Here is a 26,814-nt window from a genome sequence, read left to right on the forward strand (position 1 = left end):
TCGACAAAGAAGAGGCTGTTGATTCAAATAGTTCCAATTTGTTAGAGGAATACAAACTTAATAGTAAAAATGAAGTAGTGACGGGTTGGTAAAATTACAAGGAGAAATGGTAGTTCTTTATATGTAGGAAAAGATATGGTTGCCAATTCGATGTTTGAAGAGTAGGGGACCTGTGTCCTTCTTCCTCCCTCATGAGAAATTAATAGTTAAAGTGCTCCTTATGGTGTGCTTTTTTTCTAAGGAAAGTAATGATTAAAATAGGGTGGATCGGACAGGGTGTCATTGGCAAGTATACAATTTTGCATACATGTTTACGTTAATTGTATGATTGTATACATTATCGTATACATGTTTGCAGTTTATGTGTACTTGTTTACAATTTGTATACTTTGTGTTTACGAAAGTGTTTACATGTATACAAAATCGTGTACATTTTGGAAATGCAGGATGTTTACAAATTTGTTATCGTTGTATACAATAATGTTTACATCTTCCTGAAGTTTACATGTTGTTTACATTTTTACAGTTATATTTTTTTTACTTATAAATCATTGAAGAATCTATCAATCTTCTATACCCTTAAAGGTGTAACTAAAATTACATAACTTCTATAAAAAAATAAATCTATAAATGAAGAGGAATGATGTTTATGACTAAATCCAGAGTTGCAGCTATTGATGTTGGGAATGACTCCATTAAGGCCATTTTCGGAGAACTGGACTATGAATTGAATATTCCTAACATTATTGCTAGGGATACAGAAGATCGACCTGTTATTGGGATTGAAGAACTTGATAATAAAAATCCATTGGATGGAATTCACATCAAAGTCCACTCCCCTGCTTTAAAAGAGAACAACGGAATTTATCGTATTGGTAATTTAGCTACTAAAAGTATTAACGCCACAGAACTAGACCCTGGCAGCAGCAAATCAGAGGAAGATCAAACGTTAATTATGCTTTTTGCAACATTAGCTTTAGACGCAGTAAAGGAAAATAATTCACATGCTTTCCCACGAACTAAAAATGTGATTGATGCTAACTATACATTGGGAACAGGTCTTCCCCTTCGTGAAGTAAAAGAAGGCAAGGATGCTGGCTATCGTTCTAAATTAGTTGGTTCCGTTCATCAAGTTGAATTCCTTGTCACACCAAAGTACCAAGGATTGAAAGTAAATATTAAATTTGAAGAAGTAAAAGTATATCCTGAAGGATTCGCTGCATTTATTAACCTTGTTTTGGACAACAGCGGGAAAATAATCAATAAGGAACTTATTGATAAGCGTATCTTAATTCAAGATATCGGCGGATTATCAACTGATATTGCAGTCATCAAAAATCGTAATGTTGATGATGATAAAGCACAAGGGTTTAATCTAGGGGTTTCAGAATCATTAGAAGCCATTCGCGAAGAGATTAGAACAAAGCATGGAGTCGAACTTGATAGCCGTCGTGATGTGGTTGAGATTATCACTAAGAAAAGCGATCGTAATCATATTATGGTTAAAGGAAGCCGTACAAGCGTTCATGATATTACCGATCGAATCCTGCTTGATTTAGCTAAAAAGCAATATCGTTTATTACGTAATGTTTGGCAGAGAAACTCGCAAACAGAAATTTGCTACTTTGTGGGTGGCGGAGCCAATGTCTTAAAGGAATATCTTAAAACGTTAAATAATAATTTAGAAGGTTATAATATAGATTTCTTTGAAGATGAAAAAGAGAGTATTTGGATGATGGCCAATGCTTATTATAAACTTATCAACGACTTTGTTCGTAAAGCAGAGAAACAAAAACCAGTTAGAGTTGAACCTGTAAAAAGCTAAGTAAGGTGATTATATGAAAAAAGCAGCCCAAAATGAGGTTCAGCGGGGTCAAGCGATATCCTTTCGTATCCCCTCTGATACACCTGACCATATTTTAAAACATTTACAAAAGTTGAAGGATACAGAAAGAAGGAATTTTTCCAGTAAAATTGCTGAGTTTGTGATGCAAGGTGTGAGTAGTTCTGTTTCGAGGGAAAAGGAGACAATTACGATCCCCCTCCCCCAGAAGTTAACGAAAGCCCAGCGAAATTGGTTAAAGCATGAGCATTCAGAAGCCTTGCTGGGAAGTATTCTTTATCAGCTGATTTCTGACCCAGTCCGTTCGACTTCGCTGCTTGCTTCATTAAATAGTCATTCAATCGATATCGACGAAGCTTTGTACCTTCAGGAAGAAGTATTTCCCGAGGAACTTCAAAGAGATGAAAGTTATCTGCAGGTCGCTGTAGGTAAGGAGGTCCCGACCTCCCCTATCGACTTAAGTGATATGGAAGATGACCTCAGTGAGTTTGATTGGGAAAGTGCAAAAGAAAAGCAACCGTTAATTGAAGAAGAGGAAAACGAAGTCGAGCCGGATATCGACGACTTACTTGGCGGTTTTCTTGCAAACATGAATAAGTAATTTAAAAGGGCCAGACCTCACACACCGCCTATGCGCGGCTGAGAGGTTTGGTCCTTTTTCGTAATTAATGCTGTTTATTAGGCATCCTTTGACTTTTTTGGCCTGTTGCTTGCCGTTCTTTATTTTTCTTATCTTTTTCCTGTTTTTCATGCAGCTGTTCTACAAATTCGTGTGTACTTCTGTTATCCATTCTGCCTAACCTCCTTGAAAAATCGAACCAATGTTATTTTGACCAAACAAGTCGGAAATATTCTGTAATGCATTTCATTTGTTGTGAATAAGAATAAACATTATAGTCATAGTTGAAAATAAATAAATCTATGAAACTATTAATAGATACGGTGGTGAGCCGATGGTAATGCCTAACAATATTGTCCGGGCCAACGGGAAATTAAATGAGGAGATCATCCTCAAAAAAGAAATCCTCTATAAGGGGATGAATGGGAGATTTGTGGAGAGATTCTATCTAACTCCATCAACTAGCTATATTTTTAAACCACTGACAAACGATGGCCAGTTAGGCAAAGAGGTCTGGGTCCATGAACATATTCTTCCCATATTTCCAGCAATTTATCCAAAAATTATCTCCTGCTCGATAAGTGAACGGACTGAATTAAATTGGATGATCCTTGAGGATCTTGGCCCACTCTCCCACGAATTTAATGAAGAAAGTGTACTAGGTGTGATCAAATGGGTGGCGTGGTGGCATTCGCTCCCAATTGAGGAATTAGGAAATGTCCCGTTAACAGGATTGAAGCCAAAAATAGAGCAAATAGTATCAGCTGTTTGTGTGAAAAAGAAGGAGTTTTACCGTTTATTGCCTTCGTTAAAAATCGAGGAAGAGCTCATCGATGCTATTTTCTCACAAATTAATCACTTAGAATTTTTGGAAAAAAAGGTATTAACTCATGGCGATTTACATACGGGGAATTTTGCAATCGTCGGCGATGAATTGAAGATTTTGGACTGGGAGCATACTCATATTAATTCACCGCACTGGGATTTGTACCATCTCATCGATATGTCGCATCCCCTCTTCCCGAAAAAAATAACGAGTCCACTTAGGGATCGAATCTTGGAGTCCTATCTAAATCTGGTTAAGTTTGAGATCGATCGAGATTGTTTTTTCAAAGAGTATTATTTATTTGCGTCTGTGTTTTCGATGTGGATGATCCTGCTGATTCAGAAGGACCTAGTGGAGAACGGCGGGAAATGGTCTGTTGAGCAACTAAACACCCAGCTTGAAGAAACTGTTTCGAGTCTTCAACAGTGCGCAGCAGCTCTTATTTTATGAAAAAGCTAACCTTGGTTCATGCAAGGTTAGCTTTTTTGTGTATAGTAAGCATGGTTCATGTAAGGTTAGCTTTATTGTGTGATTTACGCTTTTTGTTCTGTCAATTTTATGATTTCAATGACGGTGTTGGTAGCTTTGATCATATTATCCACGGAGATAAATTCAAATTTGCCGTGGAAATTTTCGCCGCCTGTAAAGATATTTGGGGTTGGCAGTCCCATGTAAGAAAGCTGGGAGCCATCGGTGCCGCCGCGGATTGGTTTAACAATTGGCTTAATGTCTAAGTTCACCATCGCTTCATGGGCAATGTCGACAATTTCAATGACCGGCTTGATTTTTTCACCCATGTTGTAATATTGATCGTTCAATTCAAGATTGATGGTGTCTGTGCCGTATTTGGCCTTGAGTCCATTGACGATGTTTTCGATCAACGCTTTTCTCGACTTGAAGGTTTCCATGTCATGATCTCTGATAATATAGTGGAGCTTTGTTAGTTCGACATCACCATTGAATGATAGCAGATGGAAGAAGCCTTCGTATCCTTCAGTATGTTCTGGAGCTTCCTGTGCTGGAAGTTGGCTATGTAATTCCATCGCAATTTTCATTGAGTTGACCATTTTGTCTTTTGCGGAACCGGGGTGAATATTGTTACCTTTGATCGTGATTTTCGCTGCTGCCGCGTTGAAGCTCTCGTATTCTAACTCCCCTAGCGGACCGCCATCGACGGTATAAGCATGCTTCGCATGGAAGGCCGCAACGTCAAACTTATGTGGACCTCTGCCAATTTCCTCATCTGGGGTGAACGCAACGCGGACCTTACCGTGCTTAATTTCCGGATGGTTAATCAGGTAAGCCATTGCTGTCATGATTTCAGTGATGCCAGCTTTGTTGTCCGCTCCAAGCAATGTGGTTCCGTCAGTTGTGATTAGGGTGTGTCCTTTATAGTCGGGTAGGCTTGGAAAATCCTTCGGAGACATCACAACTTTTAGCGCCTCATTTAAGACGATTTCGTTGCCATCATAATTTTCGACGATTTGCGGGTTAACGCCTTTTCCGGTAAAGTCCGTGGCAGTGTCGACATGGGCCAGGAAGCCGATGGTGGGCACTTCTTTTTCTGTGTTTGACGGTAAGGTCGCCATCACATAGCCGTTCTCGTCGATTGTAACTTCTTGCATCCCGTTGGATTGTAATTCCTCGACAAGCATGCGAGCTAATGTCCACTGCCCCTCTGTTGATGGACAAGTTTCGTTGTTTTCATTGGATTGTGTGTCCACTTTTACATAGGAAGTAAATCTTTCAATGAGTTCGTTTTTCAATTGCACTACACTCCCCTTTTTTGGATGAATTCATGATTATCATATCACTATGAGAGAGCGGTTACACGCTTTCAGAAACTTTTTGAGTGGTGTGGTTTACTGGCGGATAAGAGCCAATTACTGGCGGATGAACACACTTTACTGGCGCAAGCCGAAATAACTGGCGGATACGCATCCAATACTGGCGGGTAGGCGCTATTTACTGGCGGATGAGCACACTTTACTGGCGTAAGCCGAAATAACTGGCGGATAAGCATCCAATACTGGCGGGTAGGCGCTATTTACTGGCGGAATGAGCACACTTTACTGGCGTAAGCCGAAATAACTGGCGGATACGCATCCAATAATGGCGGGTAGGCGCTATTTACTGGCGGATAAGTCCACTTTACTGGCGAAACTACTCCTCACTTGCGAATTATTATGGTTTCCTGGTTCTGGCTGAGGTTTTTACAGCTAAAATCCATAAAATAACAACGATCTCGATAAGTCCCTTGGCTTCGCAAATTCATACTTAGCAATATGCGTTTGGCCGTATGGATATCATCAACTCCCAAAAACTCCCGGCATTCCTTATTCGTGATGGTCCTATTACAAATCAAAAACCACTCTCGTAAAGTCCTAAGGTGGGCAAGATGATCATTCGCTCCACAATATGGGCAGCACCAGGTCCGGGGCAGCTTCACCATGCCAAACCTGCCGCATGGCAAGCACCTCACCCCAGAACGAAAATCCTCTAAAGGAATACCGTAGGCCGCGCATATCGGTTTTGGGATAAATGGTTGATGACTTTTTAGAAGTTCGGCAGACAGCCAATGAAGGGTTTCTTGGTCCAACTTATTTGCTTGTTGTGGGATGCTTTTCATAAATGAGGGGATTAAGCTGGGGAACAAGATTTTAGTCTTTGCAGGGGGAACGGTAACCATTTGTTTCGGGTAAGCCAAAACGACTGCCCCGTAGATTGGGAGCGAGATGTTTCGATTCAGAAACCAATCACTAATTAACCCACGATTTCTTTCCAATTGGACAACAGGATTCTCAAAACCATCCTTGTGTCCATCCTCACGTGTTCGAATTAATTGAGGAGGATTGTCCTTGAACTCCAGGCTTCCGCCAATATTTTTTACCTCTAAAACCACACCACCCCAAGGAGTCAGCCCAAACGTATCCATTTGAAAATTTTCAGACCATGCGGGAGATAAATCGTGGAAAACTTGATGTTCTGCTGAAAATGAGTGCTTCCGGAAGACTTCTGCTACTCTTTCCTCTCCGCCAATACCCGCCTCAACGGACGCTCGTTTAGCTGCCAGTACTGGCTGGAGGGAATGGCCAGCTGATAACCGCTGCTGAGCTGCAATTAATCCTTCTAACGTCAATGATACATCTCTGTCTTTAATAATAATCTTCGATCACCTCCTTAAAATCTATCCGTCATCTTGCATCGTAGCACGTCCCCGAAGGCCATACTATACATCAAACAACTATTTCATATTTTTGTAAAAAAATAGGGCTTGATTGCTATTGACCGAATGGGTCAACGGGAGTACAATGTGGTTGACTGATGTGGTCAATAGCCGAAAAAGGAGGGCAGCGACAATGTTTTCAAAATTTCTCAACTTAGATAAAGAAAAACAAGACAGAATTATTAATGCCGCCATAAAGGAATTTGCTGAGAAAGGATATGACCGAGCATCGACCAATGAAATCGTCAAAGAGGCGGGTATTTCAAAGGGATTGCTCTTTCATTATTTTCAGAACAAAAAGCAGCTGTTCTTATTTTTATTTGATTATTGCTACGAACTCGTTACCGACGAATTTTACAAGAAAATTAATTTCAAAGAGACTGACTTTTTTAGGCGTATGAGCCATGCCATCATGATCAAAGCGGATATGCTTGGGACGTATCCAGATATCTTTAAATTTATCCAAGAAGTATTTTTGGAGGAATCTGCTGAAATTAAGGTTGAATTTGATAGAAAAAAATCAGAACTAACACAGATCAATATGGAAAAAGCGTATGAGGGCATTGATTTCTCGAAATTTAGAGATGATGTCGATCTGACAAAAATCATAAAAATCATCAACTGGACGTTTGAAAAGATGAGTGATGAAGCAATTGAAAAAGCTAAGTTGTCGCCAACCCACGAGTTTAATTATCAAGCGATCCAAGCCGAAGCAAAGGAGTATTTTGAGGTTTTAATTAAATGTTTCTACAAATAGGAGGCTGTCACGATGAATGTAATTGAAATCAAAAATCTGACAAAGACGTATGGCAAGTCAAGGGGGATCACGGACATTAGCTTTCATGTCGAAGAAGGCGAGATTTTTGGTTTCATTGGCCCAAATGGTGCCGGTAAATCAACCACGATCCGGACCCTTTTGTCCCTCATTTACCCTACCAGCGGCAGTGTGACCATCTTTGGCAAAGACTGTGTTCAATTTGCACCTGAAGTTAAAAAGGAAATCGGTTATTTGCCTTCTGAAGTTTTTTACTATGACAATATGAAGGTTAAGGACCTATTAAAATATTCAGCTAGTTTTTATAAAAAAGATTGCAGTAAGAGAATTATAGAATTAGCAAACATCCTGGATTTGGATCTTAATAAAAAAATCGATGACCTCTCCCTGGGAAATAAAAAGAAGGTTGGCATTGTTCAGGGACTTCTCCATGAACCGAAGCTGATTATCCTTGACGAACCAACGAGCGGACTTGACCCGCTCATGCAGCAAAAATTCTTTGAGCTCTTAGAGGACGAGAACAATAAAGGGGCAACCATCCTTTTTTCCTCGCACATCCTCAGCGAGGTCCAACGACTATGTAACCGGGTCGCCATCATTAAAGAAGGTAAAATCGTTACGGTTGAAAAGATTAGTACCTTACAAGAAAACAACTATAAAAAGTTCAAAATTGAAACGAAAGCGCCGCTCGATCCAAGTTGCTTCAACATCAACGGCGTCAATAATTTAGAAGTTAAGGACACGACGACTAGCTTTTTATTTAGAGGAAACATCAATGCCATCTTGAAAAAGATTGCTGACATTGAACTTGTGAATCTGTGGATTGAAGAGCCAGACCTTGAGGAGATCTTTATGCATTACTACGAAAAGGAGGCCTAAGACTATGAATATCTTTTTTCATGAATTGAAGGCTTATCGGAAGTCGACGATTATTTGGTCTGTTTCGTTAGTGTTGATCATCGCTCTATTTATGTCCTTCTATCCTGCCTTTGCTAAGGATGCAGAGGATTTCCAAAAAATCATGGAAGGCTATCCCGAGGCAATCAGGAATGCCATCGGCTTTAATCTTGGGAATTTCTTTACCATTCTGGGCTTCTATTGCTTCCCGTTATCGTTTATTACGTTGTGCGGGGCGATTCAGGGGATGAATCTTGGCACGAGCATTGTCAGTAAGGAAGTCCGCGAAAAGACAGCCGATTTTTTATTAACGAAGCCTGTTACCCGGACAACTGTATTAACAGCCAAACTGATGGCAGCCTTTGTCTCAATCATCATGACTAATATTGTCTACCTAGCTGTAACAATAATCCTGGCATTTCAAGTCAAGACAGATGACTTTAGCCTGAAGGTACTTATTATGCTCTCACTGACGATTTTTTTTATCCAGCTGATTCTCCTCGCCTTAGGGGTGTTGATGTCGGTGATTGTTCCTAAGATTAAGTCTGTATTGACCGTCTCCCTTACGACCGTGTTTGCGTTCTATTTTCTGGGGATGTTTAGCAGCACAACGGGTGAGGAAGCGAAACGGTATATCTCGCCGTTTAAGTATTTTGACACCGCCCATATCATCAAACATGAAAGCTTCGAAGCATCCTTTTTAGTGGCTGGCGCCGTTATTGTCATTCTGGCCATCGCGGCGAGTTATTTTGTTTATCTCAAAAAGGATATCCACGCTGTATAGCTGCGAAATGGAGGGGTTTGGTCATGAATATATTTTTAAAAGAACTGAAATCTTATCGGAAATCGCTGATATTTTGGAGCATCGGTGTCTTCCTCATGGTGGCATCAGGCATGGCTAAATATGAGGCCTATTCCTCATCGGGCCAATCGATTAATGATCTGATTGCTGATCTGCCCAAATCGATGAAGGCAGTCATGGGTTTCGGTGTCGTTGATTTATCAAAGATTAGCGGTTATTATTCCTTGCTGTATATTTATTTATTATTAATGGCAACGATCCATGCAGCAATGCTCGGGGCCTCGATTATTGCCAAAGAAGAACGGGACAAAACAGCGGAGTTTCTCTTTGTCAAACCAGTTTCCAGAAATACCATTATTAGCGCAAAATTATTGGCTGCCTTCACGAATCTTGTCATCTTCAATCTTGTCACCTGGGGTTCGTTGATTATTCTGGTTGGAAAATACAACCGCACTGGTGAAGCTGTGAATGGCGGTATCACCCTTACCATGGCAGGCATGTTTATTTTACAGGTCTTGTTTCTGGTCATCGGGAGCGCGCTTGCAGCTGTAAAAAAGAAACCGAAAACGGCTCCATCTCTAGCAACTGGTATCCTTCTACTTACGTATATGTTATCGATTGCGATTGATATGAATGAGAACATTGAAGGCATGAAATACTTCACCCCCTTTAAATATTTTGATGCAAAAAATGTGATGTTTGGGGGTGGACTCGAGGCGATTTTCATCTTCATATCCGCGATTATCATTGCCGCATTATTAGTAGTGACCTTCACTTTTTATAAAAAGAAGGATTTAAATGCATAAGGAGAGACTATTTTTCCCGCATCATTTTAACAAGGGTATTGATATCGCTTGATAGCTTGCTATAGGAAGGAGTATCTAACTTAATATTTGCCTTTATCCCATCAATGAGCGGTAATGCTTTTGGGTTTGTAATTGTAAAAATTTGAACATGGCCGTTAAAGGCTTTGTCCATCAATTCTTTGGCTCGATCTAAATTGTCATTATAGCTTGATTGGCAGTTCCAGCCTCCATGACGGCGGGATTTCTTCCCATTTGGAATCACGCCTATCTGGAGAGGCTGAAGGAATCATTAAATACCATGATAAAGGCGGACAGGTTGTATAATTTTCCTTGAAAATGGATTTAATGATAACGATAGTGATAATATAGGTTAATGAATTGGAAATAGGAGGAGAAGCGAATGACAACTCAAAATGAAAACAATACCTTGCCGCCAAAAACTTGTTCCGTGGAACGCTTAGTGACACTAGAAGAAGATGTGAAAAAAGTACTCTCAGGTGAAAAAACAGCGACACGACGGAATGGGCGATATGCGGACCCAGGTGAAGTCATGACATTGGAAGGCCGTGACTTTGTGGTAGACCGTGTCTATTCCCAGTCATTAGGTGAATTAACGGATGATGATGCACGCCGTGAGGGCTTCGAAAATGTGGAAGCCTATAAACAATCGATTCTAAGTATTCATCCTGGAATGCCATGGCTGCCGCAAATGCGTGTATGGGTTCATGAGTTTAGCCCTGTTCAAAAATAGTCTATAAATGCTCGAGGCCCACTTTTAAAAGTGGGCCCTTTTTTTATAGAATTTTCGATGATAATCCCAAAAAAGCCTTCGAAATATACCTTTACGTTTGCAGGTCAATTAGTTGGTTAATCGAAGTAAAAAATTTATAATGTTCCTAGAGAAGGATTTCCGAGAGGCTGGGGTGAGTGGATGAAATTTTTATCAAAATACATAAAGAAGTACTGGAAATCTTTTAGCATAGCGGTTTTATTCCTTACCATTGAGGCGATTAGTGATTTGATGCAGCCAACTATTATGGCGAAAATTATTGATGTAGGTGTGGCCAACAAGGATATCAACTATGTTTTGAAAATGGGCGGTTTGATGCTGCTGATTACGGCTTGTGGGGCGATTGCTGCTTCCGCCAGGAGTGTGGTTGCTAGTATTGTTTCACAAAACTTCGGGACGGAGTTAAGGTCTGACTTATTTAAAAAAATTCAAACGCTCACTTTTAGGAACGTCGATAAATTTGACCGCGCCTCCCTTGTTACCAGATTGACGAATGATGTGACCCAAGTTCAGGTGTTTGTTAATGGATTGATGCGGGTTTTTGTCAAAGCCCCGTTGCTAGCCATTGGCGGTTTGATTATGGCCACACGGTTAAACCTGCAGCTTTCCGTGGTCCTGGCGGTTGTGGTTCCAATTGTTGCGCTATTAATCATCTTTAATATGAGATTGGGCTTTCCCCTCTTTTCCCGTGTTCAAAATGGATTGGACCGGGTGAATAGTGTCATGCGGGAGTACCTATCCGGGGTCCGAGTTGTGAAAGCATTTAATCGCTTTGATGTCGAGGTTGGTAAGTTTACGAAGGTAAATGACCAATATAAAAATCAAGCCATTTCAGCAAATCGACTGATGTCCTCCTTCAGTCCAGCGGTTATGCTCATCGTTAATCTTGGGATAGTTGTTGTCCTTTGGATCGGCGGAAATGGTGTGAATACGGGCGATATTCAGGTCGGCCATATTATTGCCTTTATCAACTATATGACGCAAATACTATTTTCATTGATGATAATCTCGATGGTTTTTACGATGTTTGTCAGAGCAAAGGCCTCGGCAGGAAGAATCGATGAGGTATTTTCTCAAGCGGATAACGTTTATTGGAATGAGGAACTTAGAGTAAATTCTATTGAAAAAGGCCGAATCGACTTTGAAAATGTTTCTTTTTCCTATGAACTAGCAACAGGCGAGCCAATCTTAAAAAATATTAATCTTACCATCCTGCCAGGAGAGACAGTAGGAATCATCGGCTCAACAGGATCAGGGAAAAGCACGCTTGTCGGACTCATCCCCCGCTTCTACGATACGTCGGGCGGTACGATTAAAGTAGACGGTGTTGATAGTAAACAGGTCAGTCCGAAGAAATTGCGTGAGAAAATTGCGATCGTGCCGCAGAAGAATATTTTGTTTACGGGGAGTGTCGCGGAAAATATTCGCTGGGGTAATGAAGAGGCAACGGATGCAGAAGTGGTTACGGCAGCGAACATGGCCGGGGCACATGATTTTATTGAGAGGTCACCGGAAGGCTACCAAACAAGGATTGGCCAAGGGGGCGTCAATTTTTCCGGCGGACAAAAGCAACGGATTTCCATTGCTAGAGCCTTAGTAAAGAAACCAGAAATTTTGATATTAGATGATAGTACAAGTGCCGTTGACGTCGCAACCGAGGCGAAAATCAAGGAGGCCTTGAAGAAATATGCCAAAGGGCTTACCTGTTTATTAATTGCCCAGCGAATCACCTCGATTATCGATGCCGATAAAATTGTCGTCCTCGACCGCGGCGAAGTTGTTGGGGTTGGTACACATCAGGAACTATTGAAGGATTGCCGTGTTTATCAGGAAATCTACCAATCTCAAGTCGGCAAGGAGGTGCATCCGTAGTGTCAAAGGGAAACGTACAGACTGGGAATACCCCCCCTGCCCCGCCGCCGATGAGACCAGCGGGCTTTGGTGGAGCCCAACGCCGTGGGCCTGTTGTCAAGCCAAAGAACTTTAAAGGGACATTGCAAAGACTTTGGCAATACTTCGGCAAAGAGCGAAAAATGCTCACGGTTATTTTTATTTTTATAGTAATGGACGCAGCCCTGATGCTGCTGGCCCCCTTCCTGATTGGAAAAGCGATTGATGCGATGCGAATGAATGGTGGAAAAGTAGATTTTGGATTTCTTGAGGTGATGATCTGGATCTTGGTTGCAGCGTATCTGACTGACAGCCTGTTAACCTTTTTACAAGGATGGCTGATGGCCGGCGTCTCCCAGCGAATTGTCAAAAGCTTAAGGGATGCCCTCTTTAAAAAATTACAAAAGCTGCCGGTATCCTTTTTTGATTCTCGTTCACACGGTGAGTTAATGAGCAGGCTATCGAACGATGTCGATAATATTAGTAATACAATCTCGCAATCAACGACGCAATTAATGTCCGGGGTGGTCATCATTACCGGGTCATTAATGATGATGTTACTATTGAGCCCTATCTTGACGCTCGCCAGCTTAATAACCGTACCGCTTGTCTTTTTACTCACAAAAACGATCGCCAAACGGACGAGTGTCCTGTTTAAAAACCAGCAAGTGGAGCTGGGAAAATTAAATGGTCATATTGAGGAAACAATCTCTGGAATTGAAATTGTCAAAGCCTTTAATCACGAGGAAAAGGTCATCGAAGAATTTGAAGTGGTCAATACGAGGCTGCGTGAGGTCGGCCTCAAGGCGCAAATTTGGTCCGGATTTTTGATGCCGATCATGAACGTCATTAATAACCTTGGCTTTGCAGTGGTCGCGGTGGTTGGAGGAATCCTTGCGGTCAAAAGCATCATCACGATTGGGGCAATTGCCAGCTTCATCACCTACTCCAGGCAATTTGTCAGGCCGCTTAATGACCTGGCGAATATTTTCAACATTCTTCAGTCTGGCGTTGCTGGGGCCGAACGTGTCTTTGAAATCATCGATGAACAAGAGGAGCCAGAAGATCTGCCAGAGGCAATCGCCTTAGAAAACCCAAAAGGACATGTCATATTTGAGAAGGTAAGTTTTGGTTACCGTCCGGATGTGCCGATTCTAAAAAATGTCAGCTTTGAAGCGAATATCGGGAGCAGTACGGCCTTCGTCGGACCAACCGGCGCTGGAAAAACGACGATCGTAAATCTCCTGACGAGATTTTATGACGTGACAGACGGAAGAATTCTCCTCGATGGCCATGATATTCGGGAATACACAAGGGACAGCTTAAGAAGGTGCTTTGGATTTGTCCTCCAGGATACCTATTTATTCTCAGGGACAATCAAGGAAAATATTAAGTATGGAAATACGAAGGCAACGGACAATGAGGTGGAACGCGCGGCGAAGATGGCCAATGCCGATACTTTTATCAAACGGCTTCCTAACCAATATGAAACGGTCTTGTCTGAAAATGGCGGTAATCTAAGTCAAGGACAGAGGCAGCTGCTGGCGATTGCGCGAGTCATTTTAGCTAAGCCCGCCCTGTTGATCCTAGATGAAGCGACGAGCAGCATTGACACCAGGACAGAGCTCCATATTCAAGAAGCCCTGCTCACATTGATGGAGAACCGGACCAGCTTTATCATAGCCCACCGCCTCAATACCATTCGCGATGCCGACACCATCATGGTCATTGACCATGGAGAAATTATCGAGAGTGGAAACCACGATACATTAATGAGGCAGCAAGGCAAATATTACAATATGTTTTTTAACCAGTTCAAAAATGTGGAAACGGGTTTGGATGAATAGGTATTGAAGGAGAGACTGGGGTTCCAGTCTCTTCTTTTTAAATTATTAATGACAACTGTAAAGACACCTGCTAGAATACTTATGGTTAATCGATTATTTTCGTACCTAAAGTAAAGAAAATTAGGGAATAATGTAAAAAAGTAGCTACAACTTAGGGGGATCCACATGAAAAATAAAAAGGAAATTTCAGGCCGAAGATTGCTTGGCATTGCCGGGATGGGCTGGATGTTTGATGCCATGGATGTCGGCATGCTCTCTTTTATCATTGCAGCCTTAAAAGTAGAATGGGAGCTGACTCCTGGGCAGATGGGTTGGATTGGAAGTGTCAATTCGATTGGGATGGCCGTTGGTGCACTTATTTTTGGCTTAATGGCAGATAAAGTTGGCCGCAAAAATGTATTTATCATCACGCTATTATTATTTTCCGTTGGGAGCGGGCTTTCCGCAATGACCACCACATTAACCGCCTTTTTAGTGTTAAGATTCTTCATCGGCGCTGGTTTAGGAGGAGAGCTACCTGTTGCCTCCACACTCGTATCAGAAAGTGTCCCCGCCGAAAAACGCGGCAGGATTGTGGTTCTGCTTGAGAGCTTTTGGGCAGGAGGCTGGCTAGTTGCTGCAGTTATCTCGTATTTCATTATTCCGAAGTTTGGCTGGCAAGTGGCTTTACTTATTAGTGCAATTCCAGCTTTATATGCATTATACCTACGCATGGGGCTGCCGGATTCACCCCGATTTACGGCAGTAAAGGACAAGGAAAAAGTTTCAGTCTTCCAAAGCATGAGGAATTTATTTTCAAAGGATTACAGGCGCCAAACAACGATGCTTTGGATCCTATGGTTTTGTGTAGTTTTCTCCTATTATGGAATGTTTTTATGGCTTCCAAGTGTAATGATTATGAAAGGATTCAGCTTAATTAAAAGCTTTGAATATGTGCTAATTATGACGTTAGCGCAGCTCCCCGGTTATTTTACAGCTGCCTGGTTTATTGAAAAATTCGGCCGTAAGTTCGTTTTAGTTGTCTATTTAATTGGTACTGCAGTGAGTGCCTATTTCTTTGGTGCAGCAGAATCGACTGCCCTGTTGATGACTTCAGGAATTCTATTATCATTTTTTAACCTAGGTGCTTGGGGAGGTCTTTACGCTTATACCCCTGAACAATATCCAACCATCATGCGTGGTACAGGCTCTGGTATGGCAGCAGCGATTGGAAGAGTTGGCGGCGTGTTAGGACCCTTATTAGTCGGTAATCTTGTCGCACAGCAAGTATCGATTTCAACCATCTTTATGATCTTCTGTATTTCTGTCTTAATTGGAGCAATTTCCGTTTTCGTGTTGGGAAAAGAAACGAAAAATACGGAACTAGTATAATAAATAGTCCAAAGAGATTCCTTATAGAGGAGTCTCCTTTTATTTATATAGAACGTTGAATCATATTCAACCAAAATATTTAAAAAAGAGAATTTATTTTCCTGTTTCACATAAATCCTTTTCAACTTTAGTGGAATAAAGTCCTTTGAGTGAGTAAAATTCGTATATTTGATATATTGCAAATTATCTTAAAATAATGTATAATACCACTAGACGAACCCCCAAATATTTTGTACAATGTTTTCAGAATATTATCTTTTTTTAAAACAGTTAGACAAAGGTGTTTGGGAAAATTTTTTTCAAAAAACAGGGGGTAAATCATGAGGAAAAAGAAATTAGCTGGTATCTTTATGTCGTTTATGGTTGCAGCAGGTGTGTTGGCAGGATGTAATTCAAGTGCTAGTAGCGATGGGGAAAAAGGAGGCACAATTAAGATTGGTGCGAACCTTGAACTATCGGGTGGAGTAGCTTCTTATGGTCAATCTGCCAAAGAAGGTATTGAGTTAGCAATCGAAGAAATCAACAAAAAAGGTATTAATGGCAAAAAACTAGAATTGGTGACAGTTGACAATAAGTCAGATGCAGCAGAGGCTACAAATGGTGCTCTAAAACTTGCCACTCAGGATAAAGTTGTTGCGATGATCGGTGCGGCAACAAGTACAAACACATTAGCACAAGTGCAGATTGCTCAAGATAACAAAATTCCATTAATTACACCAACGGCAACAAACGCAACGATCACAAATAAAGATGGAAAGGTAAATGACTTTGTATTTCGTACATGCTTCATTGACCCATTCCAAGGTACAGTTGCAGCAAATTTCGCTTCCAATGATTTAAAGGTTAAGAGTGCGGCTGTTCTGATTGATAGTTCAAGCGATTACTCTAAAGGTCTTGCTGCTTCTTTTAAAAAGAGTTTTGTGGCAAATGGCGGAAAAATTGTTAAAGAAGAAGCCTATGTGGCGAAGGATACAGACTTCCGTGCAACCTTAACAAATATAAAATCAGCAAAACCAGAATATATATTCGTTCCTGGCTTTTATGAAGAAGTAGGTTTAATTATCAAACAAGCTCGTGAGCTTGGCTTAAATGTGCCAATCATGGGTGGTGACGGTTGGGACTCTCCTAAACTAGTAGAAATCGCTGGAGCAAATACACTGAATAACACATTTATTACAAACCACTATTCATCAGGTGATAGTGATAAGAAGGTTCAAGACTTTGTTGCAGCGTTCAAAGCAAAATACGACGGTAAATCTCCGGATGCCTTTACAGCTCTAGGATATGACACAGTATACTTCCTTGCGGATGCGATTAAACGTGCTGGAAGCAGTGATTCTAACAAAATTCAGAAGGCACTCGCTGAAACAGATGGATTAGAACTTGTTTCTGGAAAAGTGAAGCTTGATAAAAACCATGATCCTATCAAAGCCGCTGTTATCCTTGAGTACAAAAACGGTGAACAACAATTTAAGACAAAGATCAATCCTTAAGAGAAAAGCGAAAGCGCCTGTCCAGGGGCGACAGGCATAAGACGAGCCGGCGAGAAGGCTGTTTTTTAGCCTTCTTGACGGATTGGCTTATGACCCCGAGCCCCTAGGCGCTGCAGCTAGCCCAAGAGAAAAGCAGAAGCGCCTTAGTGTGAGACAAATTTTATAGTTTGTTAAAGGGATAGGGAGCGTGATGTCTCCCTATTCCGCTGTATAAAAAGAATACAAGTTTCCCAACATGCAAACTTTGTTTAATTGTATTTAAAAAAAGATACGTGAAGTCGGTCCAAAGGAGTGTAAGACATATGGAAATAATACAGCAGCTTGTAAATGGAATATCCTTGGGCAGTATTTATGCATTAATTGCGCTTGGGTATACAATGGTTTATGGTATTGTAAAACTGATTAACTTCGCCCATGGAGATGTATTCATGGTTGGTGCATTCATAGGTTTTTATTCCATTACTATTTTTGATTTAGGATTTTTCCCAGCATTACTTATTTCAATGGTGGCTTGTGCCATCTTTGGTGTTTTAATCGAGAGGATTGCTTATAAGCCTCTTAGAAATGCAACTAGAATTGCTGCCCTTATTACTGCAATTGGGGTTTCGTTGTTTATTGAGTATGGAACCATTTATATTCGTGGTGCCCAGCCGGAAGCCTATCCAGATGGAATCGTTACAATCAAGAGCTTAGAGCTTTTTGGGGTAAAAATTAGCGGTCAGTCCTTACTTATCTTAGGAACATCGTTATTTTTAATGATTTTACTACAATTTATCGTTCATAAAACAAAAATTGGTAAAGCCATGCGAGCCGTATCACACGATATGGATGCCGCAAGATTAATGGGAATCAATGTGAATAACACGATTTCAGCAACTTTTGCGATTGGTTCTGCCCTTGCTGGTGCAGCCGGAGTTATTTTTGGTGTCTACTATACAAAAATTGAGCCATTGATGGGCATTATCCCAGGACTAAAAGCGTTTGTTGCCGCAGTTTTAGGCGGAATTGGGAGTATTCCTGGGGCGATGACTGGCGGTTTAGTTTTGGGTGTAATCGAGTCACTTGTTAGTGCAGCAGGCTACTCCCTATGGCGTGACGCCGTAGCATTTGTGGTCCTTATCTTAATCTTAATCTTCCGTCCAGCAGGTTTATTTGGTAAAAATATCAGGGAAAAGGTTTAAGGGGGTCTTTTAGCGATGGGAATTTTAAAACAAGCGAAGTTTTTCTGGACCTCAATCGTTCTAGCCGTTATATTTTCAGTCGTCATGCAATTTTTAATAACTGGCGGGTCATTGAACCAGTTTTATGTAAACACACTATTTTTTATCGGAATTAATATTATCCTTGCCGCAAGTCTCCATTTAATTATTGGGATTACAGGGCAATTTTCAATTGGACATGCTGGTTTCCTAGCCGTTGGAGCCTACGCTTCTGCGATTATGACCATGAAATTGGGCCTGCCCTTTCCAGTGGCCATCCTTGTTGGCGGATTGGCAGCCGCAGTGGCGGGGCTCATTATAGGGATTCCGACACTAAGATTAAAAGGAGATTATCTTGCCATTGCCACGCTTGGCTTTGGAGAGATTGTAAGAATTGTCTTTTTAAATATTGAATATGTCGGTGGGGCAAGCGGGATGACAGTCTCCCATTTAACAACGTGGCCATGGCTGGTTGCTTGTGTATTGCTAACCATCATTGTGATTGTGAACTTTACCAACTCGACACATGGACGTGCTTGTGTTTCAATTAGAGAAAATGAAATTGCTGCCGATGCAATGGGGATCAATACAACTTTTTATAAGGTTACAGCTTTTGCCATCGGTGCCTTTTTTGCCGGAATTGCCGGTGCCTTATATGCGCATAACTTTTATATCATTCAGCCGACTAACTTTGGCTTTTTGAAATCATTTGATATTTTAATTTTTGTTGTATTAGGCGGGCTTGGAAGTATGTCTGGAGCGGTCATTGCAGCGGTCCTATTAACAATTATTTCGACCTACCTTTCCAGTTATCCAGAGGTTCGGATGGTTGTTTACAGTCTTGTTTTAATTGCAATGATGCTTTTCCGACCACAAGGATTGCTAGGAACGAGAGAGATTACCTCATTCTTTAAAGCTGGTAAAACCGCTAAAGGAGGAGTGCAAAAATGAATGAAAAAACAAAGTTGCTTAAAGTAGAAAATGCCGGGATCCGTTTTGGCGGCTTAAAGGCTGTTTCGGATGTAAACCTGGAATTAAATCAGGGTGAACTTGTCGGTTTAATTGGCCCAAATGGTGCCGGGAAAACGACGTTTTTTAACTTGCTAACAGGTGTTTATGTTCCAACCGAGGGAAGCATTTCGCTAGATGGCGAAAAACTAAATGGCTTAGCGCCTTATAAAATTACCAAAAAAGGAATCAGCCGGACCTTTCAAAACATTCGTTTGTTTAGTGAACTGTCGGTTCTCAATAATGTAAAGGTAGCCTATCATTCGCTGGCCAAGCATTCGATGCTGAGCTCTATTTTACGCCTCCCTTCCCACTTTTCTGGTGAAAAGGAAATGGAAGAAAAGGCGATTGAATTCTTAAAAATCTTTAAGCTCGAAAATGTGATGCATGAAAAGGCGAAAAACTTACCATATGGTCAGCAGCGACGCCTTGAAATTGCCCGGGCATTAGCTGCTAATCCTAAATTATTGCTTCTGGATGAACCGGCTGCCGGCATGAATCCACAGGAAACAGAAGAACTTATGAATTTAATCGCGTTAATTCGTGAGAGATTTTCGTTAACGATCCTATTAATTGAACACGACATGCCTCTCGTTATGGGTGTCTGTGAGCGGATTTATGTGCTTGACCATGGTCAATTAATTGCCAATGGTACACCTGAACAAATTAGAAATAATCCAAAAGTCATCGAAGCTTATCTTGGAGAGGAGGTCTCCTAATGCTAAAAGTAAATGATATTAATGTTTATTATGGAAATATCCATGCATTGAAGGGAGTTTCTCTCGAAATCAATCAAGGAGAAATTGTCACACTGATTGGCGCCAATGGTGCTGGGAAAAGTACGCTTTTACAAACCATATCAGGGTTACTAAAGCCGAAAAATGGTGAAGTATTGTTTGAAGGTGAACATGTGGAGGGCAAGGTTCCTCAATTAATTGTTAAACGAGGGATTTCACAAGTACCAGAAGGCCGCCGTGTTTTCTCAAACATGTCAGTTGAGGAAAATCTAGAATTAGGTGCGTATTTAAGGAAAGATAAAAAAGGCATTCAAGAAGATTTTGAAAAGATCTATCAGCTATTCCCTCGTCTGCTCGAGCGTCGTAAACAGCTATCTGGTACCCTTTCAGGGGGAGAGCAGCAAATGGTCGCCATGGGCCGCGCATTAATGGCTCGACCGCGACTATTGCTATTAGATGAGCCTTCCATGGGTCTTGCACCGATTTTAGTAAAAACCATTTTCAAGATTATTGAGGAAATCAATAAAACCGGGACAACCATTTTATTGGTAGAGCAAAATGCTAATATGGCGTTATCGATTGCCGATCGTGCCTATGTTATTGAGACCGGAAAAATTGTTGCTTCAGGTACAGCTGAAGAGCTAAATCAAAGCGATCAAATTAGAAATGCTTATTTAGGCGGTCATTAAGCCTAGACTATAAAAGAGGAGTTGGGAATCCCCCAACTCCTTTTAATATTTCATTTTTCTCTGTTCGGTATCAAGCTGGAATTTGGGTGATTTTGTGTAATTTTTGCTGATCCAGTATGCTGATACTGGATAGTAGTCTTTAAAGTCAGGGAGGAATTTGTAAAGTGGCACAGGGTAAGACCAATGCAATGCGTATTCTTGACGCAAAAATTGTTAGCTATGAGATGCTGACCTACGATAATAAAGATGGGAAAATCGACGGTGTTTCTGTTGCGGAGAAAATTGGCCGGGAGCCAAAGGAAGTCTATAAAACGCTTGTTGCGATGGGCGCAAGCAGAAATATATTTGTTTTTGTCATTCCCGTGGCAGAGGAATTGGATTTGAAGAAGGCAGCCAAAGCAGCGGGTGAAAAGAATATTGAAATGCTTCCGGTGAAGGATATTCAGAAATGGACTGGATATATCCGCGGCGGCTGCTCGCCGATTGGCATGAAAAAAGAATATAAGACGTTTATTGATGTAAGCTGTAGGTCGATCGATTCAATCATAGTTAGTGGTGGGAAAATCGGGGTTCAAATCGTATTAGACCCTATTCTATTGCAAGAGGTCACAAAAGCTGACATTGTCCCCATCATTAAGTAAGATTTTTTCCCTAGGCACTCACCCATAAATAACAATCGCATAAGATAGGGTGAAATTGAATTTATCTTACGATTGTCACTATAAAAGGGAGTGTTGATGAGTGGCAGGGAAAATCAAAAATTACTTTGCAGGCGGGAATACAGCGAGAGGCTTTCATAATTTATATGACTCCAATCTTCAAGGTCTCGACCGGTTATTTATTTTAAAAGGCGGTCCAGGAACAGGTAAATCCTCATTAATGAAAAAAATCGGTACTGAATGGCTTGAAAAGGGCTATGATATTGAATTTTTACATTGTTCTTCTGATAACAATTCCATTGATGGAGTGTTGATCCCAGCGTTAAAGGTGGGAATTGTCGATGGTACCGCTCCGCATGTGATTGAACCGAAAGCACCAGGAGCGGTTGACGAATACATTAACCTTGGTGAAGCCTGGGATGCCCGTGCGCTGGCCATCCATAAAAATACGATCCTGAAGTTAACCAATCAGATTAGTCAATCCTTTCATAAGGCGTACGATACCTATAAAGAAGCCCTGGATATCCACGATGATTGGGAAAAGATTTATATCAACAGCATGGACTTTAAGAAAGCCGATCAATTAACGAACAAATTAATTGATACCTTCTTTGGAAAAATGAAGCTCAGTAAAAAATCTGATATCCGCCATCGCTTTTTAGGTGCTGCTACGCCAAAAGGGCCGGTCGATTATGTCCCGAATCTAACCGAAGAAATTCCAAAACGTTATTTCATTAAAGGGCGCCCGGGTTCTGGGAAATCAACGATGCTGAAGAAGCTTGCCGCAACGGCCGAAGAAAGAGGGGTCGATGTAGAAGTATATCATTGCGGATTTGACCCGCACAGCCTTGATATGGTCATCTTTAGGGAATTAGGAATTGCTATCTTTGATAGTACCGCACCACATGAATATTTCCCAAGCAGAGATGGGGATGAAATCATTGATATGTATGAATTACTGATTGCGTCCGGGACAGATGAAATTTTTGCCGATATCATCACTAAAATCTCGACGAATTACAAAAATAAAATGCTTCAGGCTACTTCCTATTTGGCCAAGGCAAAGGAACTTCATGATGAGTTAGAGGAAATTTATATTGCCGCCATGGATTTTTCAGTCGTTGAACGGATCCAGGGTAAAATTGCGGAGGAAATCAGGGAGTTAGCAGCAAGCAAGGTAGAATAACCAAACGTTTGAAAATCACTAGTATATATTAATAGCTTTTCACCAATTTAGGCGGGGTGCATACAGTAGAGGGAATATAAATAGAAGGGGACTAAAGCCTTGGATCATTTCAATTACCCTCAGGGGCATGGTAGTATGCCTAATTTTTCTTATGAAAACAACCTGCGGCAATCACCGTCGCATGGTGGAGGCCAGCAGCTGCCGTCGCACGGTGGAGGCCAGCAGCTGCCGTCGCATGGTGGAGGCCAGCAGCCGCCGTCGCATGGTGGAGGCCAGCAGCTGCCGTCGCATGGTGGAGGCCAGCAGCTGCCGTCGCATGGTGGAGGCCAGCAGCTGCCGTCGCATGGTGGAGGCCAGCAGCTGCCGTCGCACGGTGGAGGCCAGCAGCTGCCGTCGCACGGTGGAGGGCATCAACCACCGCCGCACGGAGGAGGACATCACCCACCGCCGCCGTACGGAGGGGGATATCATCCACCATTTGGAGGTGGCCCGCATTCTGGAGGTGCCCCGACTGCACCGCCGCCAACCTACATCCCTCAGGAAACAGCTGGATTATATGCGGTTGACCCAGGTGGAATTAGGCACTGTCTGTACCGTTATACCTATGTTTGGTTGAATAATGGTAGAAGCTTCTGGTATTATCCAACCTATGTAGGCAGAACCTCGATCGCCGGGTATCGCTGGCGAGGATACCACTGGGAATATTACGGAATGGATTTAAACAGAATCCGTTCATTTAGTTGTCACTAAGGAGTCAGAACTGTCCCTAAACTGGGCAGTTCTTTCTTTTGGTGGCACCCATCTTAATAATCAATGGTGGAGTGTAGCCATACACATTCCAACTTATATGAAAAATCTAGATAACAAAGGAGTGAATTGGGCAACATAGTATAATACTTGAAATCAAAGGGGCTTACATAATGGCAAAAGACGAGAATGCAGCAAATGAAACGGTTGAAGCAAACATTAAGATTAACGAACAACTTGAAGATGGGAAGGTACACGCATCTACAGAAAGACGTTCTGCAGCAGAAAGTGCAAACCTCGAAATGCAGGATCAATTCAGAGGTGAGCAAAAACAGTCCTCTGAAGGTGTTTCGGGTGCATTTATTTTTAACCCATCAATAAAATTAAATGAGGATAATGAAGACTAAAAAATCGACTTTCAAATGTGAAAGTCGATTTTTACCTTTTAAGGGTTTGGATTCGTCTTGCTTTTCTGTCCTTTATTGCGCTTATTACCTTTGCTGTTGTCACCGCTCACAAACTCACTGGCAAATTCGGCCTCTGCATGCCCTGCTTGCGGGGAGTTTTGATTGTTGCTGCCCTTGTTGTATTTCTTGGTCATGGTAATATCCCTCCTTTTCTACTATGGTTTAGTTTGGTTTCAGGAAAGTGGTTTATTCGAAAAAAATAAAGGAAATATTGGAAGGTAAGAGAATTACTATTGATTTAATGGGTATTTTTTTTGAAAGGGTGGAATTGGATGTCGCCAAATATTGCACAGTTAACACAACTATTTGAAGAAAATCGCAATGAAGAAAATTCCGAACCGATGAAGAAATATATGAAAGATCATTTCCCCTTCTTGGGCATCAAGAAACCACAGCGCAGTGTGCTGGAAAAGCAATTTTTTCAAGAGACAGGGATCTTAAAAGAGCCGTTTAACCAAGATCTAATTCGAGAGCTTTGGGCGAAGGAAGAACGAGAATACCAATATACAGCATTGGTTTATATGGAAAAGTCGTTGAATAAGCTCGAGAAAACGGATTTGCCATTTATGGAGGAACTGATTACAACCAAGTCTTGGTGGGATACGGTTGATGCGATTGCTCCCAAGCCGGTTGGAAAAATTGCCGAGAAATTCCCCGAAGTGGCGGCCGAAACAATTAATGGCTGGGCCATTGATGATAATCTCTGGCTGCGAAGAGCGGCACTGCTTTTTCAATTAAAATATAAGGGAAAAACGAATGAGGAATTGCTCTATCAGTACATACGGCAAAATGCGGACAGTAAGGAATTTTTTATCCAAAAGGCAATTGGCTGGGTGTTACGTGAATATTCGAAGACAAATCCCGCCTCTGCAAAGGGATTTATTGAAGGAACAAAGTTAGCGCCGTTAAGTGTTCGCGAAGGTAGTAAGTATTTAGCATGAGCATATGGGAGAAAATGTTTTGGTAATCATGTTAAAATGGCAATAATGAAAATGGATAGAGGGTGGACAACATGATTAAATGTATTGCATCAGACATGGATGGAACATTATTGAATTCGAATCAATTAATCAGCGAGGAAAATAAGGAAGCGATCGTAAAAGCACAAGCGCAAGGAATTGAATTTGTGGTCGCAACTGGAAGATCGTATCAAGAAGCAACTTACGTCTTAGCTCAAGCTGGCATAACTTGCCCGGTTATCTGTGCGAATGGCGCAGAGGTACGCTCCAAGGAAGGAGTCGTTCTTTCGGCTACGCCAATCAGCAAACAAATGGCAAGAGAGGTAGCGGCAAGGCTAAGGGAAAAGGATGTTTATTTCGAAGTATACACAAACAAAGGTGCCTTCACGATGGATGCCGACAAGGCGGTATCCATTCTCGTTGACATCATTATGAGTGCCAATCCCGAAGTAAATCGAGAAGAGATTAAAGAGGCTGCTGGGGCTAGACTGCGGGATGGCCTAATACATACGGTCGAAGATTATGAACTTTTATTTGCCGATGAAAACTACCAAATCTATAAATTACTTGCCTTCTCCTTTGATGCAGACCGACTGGAGTCAGCAAACGAGTCCATTTCAGAGCTAGAAGGAATCGTCGTTTCAACGTCTGGCCATGATAATTTGGAAATTACCAATGAACAGGCTCAAAAGGGGATTGCATTGGAGTCGTTTGTAAAGGTAAAAGGGATTGATTTAGCGGAAACCATGGCGATTGGCGATAATTATAATGATGTTTCCATGCTCGAAAAAGCAGGAAGATCGGTTGCGATGGGGAATGCCGATTATTACATAAAGTCTCTTTGTGATGTGATTACGGATACGAATGAAGAAAGTGGCGTAGGGAAGGCAATTCTTGAGGTAATTTAAGAAAGGTAGGAGTCAATGATTAAAGCGTGTTCTATTTTACTGATGATGGTTGTCATGTTGTCGGGCTGTTCTCTTTTTGAAATAAAGGACGACAGGATCCAAGAGGAAGAGGTCGTTGTGAATCAGCCAAATATAGAAGTTTTGGCTGAAAAATTGCAAGTGCCTTGGTCAATTGATCGGGTGAACCAAGCTTTCTACATCAATGAACGAACCGGAAATATCGTTAAGATTGAAAATGGTAAAATAGAACGCCAGCCAGTTCGTTTAGAAAAGCCGCTTGCCAAGGCGGCTGAAGCGGGACTGCTAGGCATTGTTCTTGACCATCAGTTTCTTGATAATCATAAGGCCTACGCCTATTATACCTATAGTGATGATGGCAAGGGGCAATTTAATCGGGTGATTGTCCTAAGGACGAACGGTTCTGTGTGGTCCGAGGAGAAAATCCTGCTTGACCGGATTCCGAGTGCTGCCTATCATCACGGCGGCAGGCTGAAAATCGGTCCGGATGGGATGCTGTACATCACCACAGGTGATGCGACCACTCCGGAAACGGCTCAGAACTTGAATACATTAAATGGAAAAATTTTACGAATGAAGTTAGATGGGACGATTCCTGCAGACAACCCTTTTCCAAACTCATATGTCTACAGTTATGGACATCGCAATCCGCAGGGATTAGTGTGGGTTGGCGGGACTTTATATGCAAGTGAGCACGGTCCATCGGCTCATGATGAAATCAATCGGATTACCCCAGGGGCGAATTATGGCTGGCCGGTAATTCAAGGCGACGAACAGCAAGCGGGGATGGTAACCCCATTGTATCAGTCCGGTGATGAAACGTGGGCACCGTCCGGGCTGGCTGTGGCGAATGGGAAGCTTTATGCAGCAACATTAAGAGGCAATGCCGTCCGCGAATTTGGTTTGCGCCAGAAGATTACTAGATCCGTCATTACAAGTCTGGGGCGAATTCGTGACCTTTATATCGACGGCGACTACCTCTACTTTGTCAGCAACAACACCGACGGCAGAGGAAATCCAGACGAAAAAGACGATAAACTATATCGTGTGCT

Annotated in this window: 27 protein-coding genes; 22 read left to right on the forward strand and 5 right to left on the reverse strand. The window is 41.8% G+C overall.

The genetic code is table 11. The annotated features are described in order from the left end of the window. Positions 1-649: 649 nt before the first annotated feature. Together ACSU6B_RS17105 and ACSU6B_RS17110 are read left to right on the forward strand one after the other, a co-directional pair. Positions 650-1,825, forward strand: a complete 1,176-nt coding sequence (locus ACSU6B_RS17105; RefSeq protein WP_410887003.1) for an Alp7A family actin-like protein — start codon at positions 650-652, stop codon at positions 1,823-1,825. Positions 1,826-1,838: 13 nt separating this feature from the next. After that, positions 1,839-2,444, forward strand: coding sequence for a hypothetical protein (locus ACSU6B_RS17110; protein ID WP_214997533.1), 606 nt, complete (start codon positions 1,839-1,841; stop codon positions 2,442-2,444). 64 nt (positions 2,445-2,508) lie between these two features. On the opposite strand, the gene ACSU6B_RS17115 is transcribed toward ACSU6B_RS17110, so the two are convergent. Further along, positions 2,509-2,634 (reverse strand): DUF4023 domain-containing protein, encoded by a 126-nt coding sequence (locus ACSU6B_RS17115; protein WP_168241366.1) that lies wholly within the window; start codon positions 2,632-2,634, stop codon positions 2,509-2,511. Positions 2,635-2,796: 162 nt separating this feature from the next. Between ACSU6B_RS17115 and ACSU6B_RS17120 the strand changes: the two genes are divergently transcribed. Further along, entirely contained in the window at positions 2,797-3,738 is a 942-nt protein-coding gene (locus ACSU6B_RS17120) for a phosphotransferase (protein ID WP_410887006.1), read from the forward strand. Positions 3,739-3,821: 83 nt separating this feature from the next. Here ACSU6B_RS17120 and pepT read toward each other — a convergent pair whose 3' ends face one another. Beyond that, a complete protein-coding gene (pepT, locus tag ACSU6B_RS17125; RefSeq protein ID WP_410887008.1) occupies positions 3,822-5,054 on the reverse strand; it encodes a peptidase T in 1,233 nt (410 codons plus the stop codon). 404 nt (positions 5,055-5,458) lie between these two features. Next, positions 5,459-6,427, reverse strand: a complete 969-nt coding sequence (locus ACSU6B_RS17130; protein WP_410887010.1) for a nuclease-related domain-containing protein — start codon at positions 6,425-6,427, stop codon at positions 5,459-5,461. Positions 6,428-6,647: 220 nt separating this feature from the next. Here ACSU6B_RS17130 and ACSU6B_RS17135 point away from each other — a divergent pair, with 220 nt between their 5' ends. The 4 genes from ACSU6B_RS17135 to ACSU6B_RS17150 are packed head-to-tail and all read left to right on the forward strand — an operon-like array spanning position 6,648 to position 9,794. After that, the gene (locus ACSU6B_RS17135) at positions 6,648-7,271 is read left to right on the forward strand and encodes a TetR/AcrR family transcriptional regulator (RefSeq protein ID WP_410887012.1); all 624 of its coding nucleotides are present in this window, start codon (positions 6,648-6,650) and stop codon (positions 7,269-7,271) included. Positions 7,272-7,283: 12 nt separating this feature from the next. After that, positions 7,284-8,168, forward strand: a complete 885-nt coding sequence (locus ACSU6B_RS17140) for an ABC transporter ATP-binding protein (RefSeq protein ID WP_410887014.1) — start codon at positions 7,284-7,286, stop codon at positions 8,166-8,168. A 4-nt stretch (positions 8,169-8,172) separates the two neighbouring features. Beyond that, a complete protein-coding gene (locus ACSU6B_RS17145; RefSeq protein WP_410887016.1) occupies positions 8,173-8,970 on the forward strand; it encodes an ABC transporter permease subunit in 798 nt (265 codons plus the stop codon). A gap of 23 nt (positions 8,971-8,993) precedes the next feature. Then, positions 8,994-9,794 carry an ABC transporter permease subunit gene (locus ACSU6B_RS17150; protein WP_410887018.1) on the forward strand — a complete coding sequence of 267 codons (801 nt, stop codon included), beginning with the start codon at positions 8,994-8,996 and terminating at the stop codon, positions 9,792-9,794. Positions 9,795-9,801: 7 nt separating this feature from the next. On the opposite strand, the gene ACSU6B_RS17155 is transcribed toward ACSU6B_RS17150, so the two are convergent. Continuing rightward, positions 9,802-10,056 (reverse strand): hypothetical protein, encoded by a 255-nt coding sequence (locus tag ACSU6B_RS17155; RefSeq protein WP_410887020.1) that lies wholly within the window; start codon positions 10,054-10,056, stop codon positions 9,802-9,804. A gap of 138 nt (positions 10,057-10,194) precedes the next feature. On the opposite strand from ACSU6B_RS17155, the gene ACSU6B_RS17160 reads away from it, so the two are divergent. From ACSU6B_RS17160 to ACSU6B_RS17215, 12 genes are all read left to right on the forward strand, one after another. Continuing rightward, positions 10,195-10,545 (forward strand): ASCH domain-containing protein, encoded by a 351-nt coding sequence (locus ACSU6B_RS17160; protein ID WP_168241356.1) that lies wholly within the window; start codon positions 10,195-10,197, stop codon positions 10,543-10,545. 180 nt (positions 10,546-10,725) lie between these two features. Then, positions 10,726-12,456 carry an ABC transporter ATP-binding protein gene (locus tag ACSU6B_RS17165; RefSeq protein WP_410887022.1) on the forward strand — a complete coding sequence of 577 codons (1,731 nt, stop codon included), beginning with the start codon at positions 10,726-10,728 and terminating at the stop codon, positions 12,454-12,456. Between the two features lie 50 nt (positions 12,457-12,506). Next, positions 12,507-14,321 (forward strand): ABC transporter ATP-binding protein, encoded by a 1,815-nt coding sequence (locus tag ACSU6B_RS17170; protein WP_410887048.1) that lies wholly within the window; start codon positions 12,507-12,509, stop codon positions 14,319-14,321. 165 nt (positions 14,322-14,486) lie between these two features. After that, positions 14,487-15,692, forward strand: a complete 1,206-nt coding sequence (locus ACSU6B_RS17175; RefSeq protein ID WP_410887024.1) for an MFS transporter — start codon at positions 14,487-14,489, stop codon at positions 15,690-15,692. A 320-nt stretch (positions 15,693-16,012) separates the two neighbouring features. Continuing rightward, positions 16,013-17,185, forward strand: coding sequence for an ABC transporter substrate-binding protein (locus ACSU6B_RS17180; RefSeq protein WP_410887026.1), 1,173 nt, complete (start codon positions 16,013-16,015; stop codon positions 17,183-17,185). Positions 17,186-17,487: 302 nt separating this feature from the next. Beyond that, on the forward strand, positions 17,488-18,366 hold the full coding sequence (locus ACSU6B_RS17185) for a branched-chain amino acid ABC transporter permease (RefSeq protein ID WP_215001426.1): 879 nt from the start codon (positions 17,488-17,490) through the stop codon (positions 18,364-18,366). A gap of 15 nt (positions 18,367-18,381) precedes the next feature. Further along, on the forward strand, positions 18,382-19,335 hold the full coding sequence (locus ACSU6B_RS17190; RefSeq protein ID WP_168241351.1) for a branched-chain amino acid ABC transporter permease: 954 nt from the start codon (positions 18,382-18,384) through the stop codon (positions 19,333-19,335). Continuing rightward, the gene (locus tag ACSU6B_RS17195) at positions 19,332-20,111 is read left to right on the forward strand and encodes an ABC transporter ATP-binding protein (RefSeq protein ID WP_215001428.1); all 780 of its coding nucleotides are present in this window, start codon (positions 19,332-19,334) and stop codon (positions 20,109-20,111) included. The genes ACSU6B_RS17190 and ACSU6B_RS17195 overlap by 4 nt, the downstream gene beginning before the upstream one ends. Beyond that, positions 20,111-20,818: an ABC transporter ATP-binding protein gene (locus ACSU6B_RS17200; RefSeq protein WP_088084811.1), complete on the forward strand. Its 708-nt coding sequence runs from the start codon at positions 20,111-20,113 to the stop codon at positions 20,816-20,818. The genes ACSU6B_RS17195 and ACSU6B_RS17200 overlap by 1 nt, the downstream gene beginning before the upstream one ends. Before the next feature lie 164 nt (positions 20,819-20,982). After that, on the forward strand, positions 20,983-21,459 hold the full coding sequence (ybaK, locus tag ACSU6B_RS17205) for a Cys-tRNA(Pro) deacylase (protein WP_410887029.1): 477 nt from the start codon (positions 20,983-20,985) through the stop codon (positions 21,457-21,459). A 100-nt stretch (positions 21,460-21,559) separates the two neighbouring features. Continuing rightward, the gene (locus ACSU6B_RS17210; protein WP_410887031.1) at positions 21,560-22,663 is read left to right on the forward strand and encodes a PRK06851 family protein; all 1,104 of its coding nucleotides are present in this window, start codon (positions 21,560-21,562) and stop codon (positions 22,661-22,663) included. A gap of 920 nt (positions 22,664-23,583) precedes the next feature. Further along, positions 23,584-23,817 carry a hypothetical protein gene (locus ACSU6B_RS17215; RefSeq protein WP_215001438.1) on the forward strand — a complete coding sequence of 78 codons (234 nt, stop codon included), beginning with the start codon at positions 23,584-23,586 and terminating at the stop codon, positions 23,815-23,817. A 38-nt stretch (positions 23,818-23,855) separates the two neighbouring features. Here the strand turns inward: ACSU6B_RS17215 and ACSU6B_RS17220 are convergent, their stop codons facing one another. Beyond that, on the reverse strand, positions 23,856-24,011 hold the full coding sequence (locus ACSU6B_RS17220) for a hypothetical protein (RefSeq protein WP_168241344.1): 156 nt from the start codon (positions 24,009-24,011) through the stop codon (positions 23,856-23,858). Positions 24,012-24,149: 138 nt separating this feature from the next. Between ACSU6B_RS17220 and ACSU6B_RS17225 the strand changes: the two genes are divergently transcribed. From ACSU6B_RS17225 to ACSU6B_RS17235, 3 genes are all read left to right on the forward strand, one after another. Next, the gene (locus ACSU6B_RS17225; RefSeq protein ID WP_215001440.1) at positions 24,150-24,818 is read left to right on the forward strand and encodes a DNA alkylation repair protein; all 669 of its coding nucleotides are present in this window, start codon (positions 24,150-24,152) and stop codon (positions 24,816-24,818) included. Between the two features lie 71 nt (positions 24,819-24,889). Beyond that, positions 24,890-25,744, forward strand: coding sequence for a Cof-type HAD-IIB family hydrolase (locus ACSU6B_RS17230; protein ID WP_410887036.1), 855 nt, complete (start codon positions 24,890-24,892; stop codon positions 25,742-25,744). 15 nt (positions 25,745-25,759) lie between these two features. Beyond that, positions 25,760-26,814 (forward strand): PQQ-dependent sugar dehydrogenase (locus ACSU6B_RS17235; RefSeq protein WP_410887038.1); only part of this gene is annotated, 1,055 nt, incomplete at its 3' end.

The sequence above is a fragment of the Neobacillus sp. C211 genome (assembly GCF_051842875.1).
Lineage (GTDB): Bacteria > Bacillota > Bacilli > Bacillales > Cytobacillaceae > Neobacillus.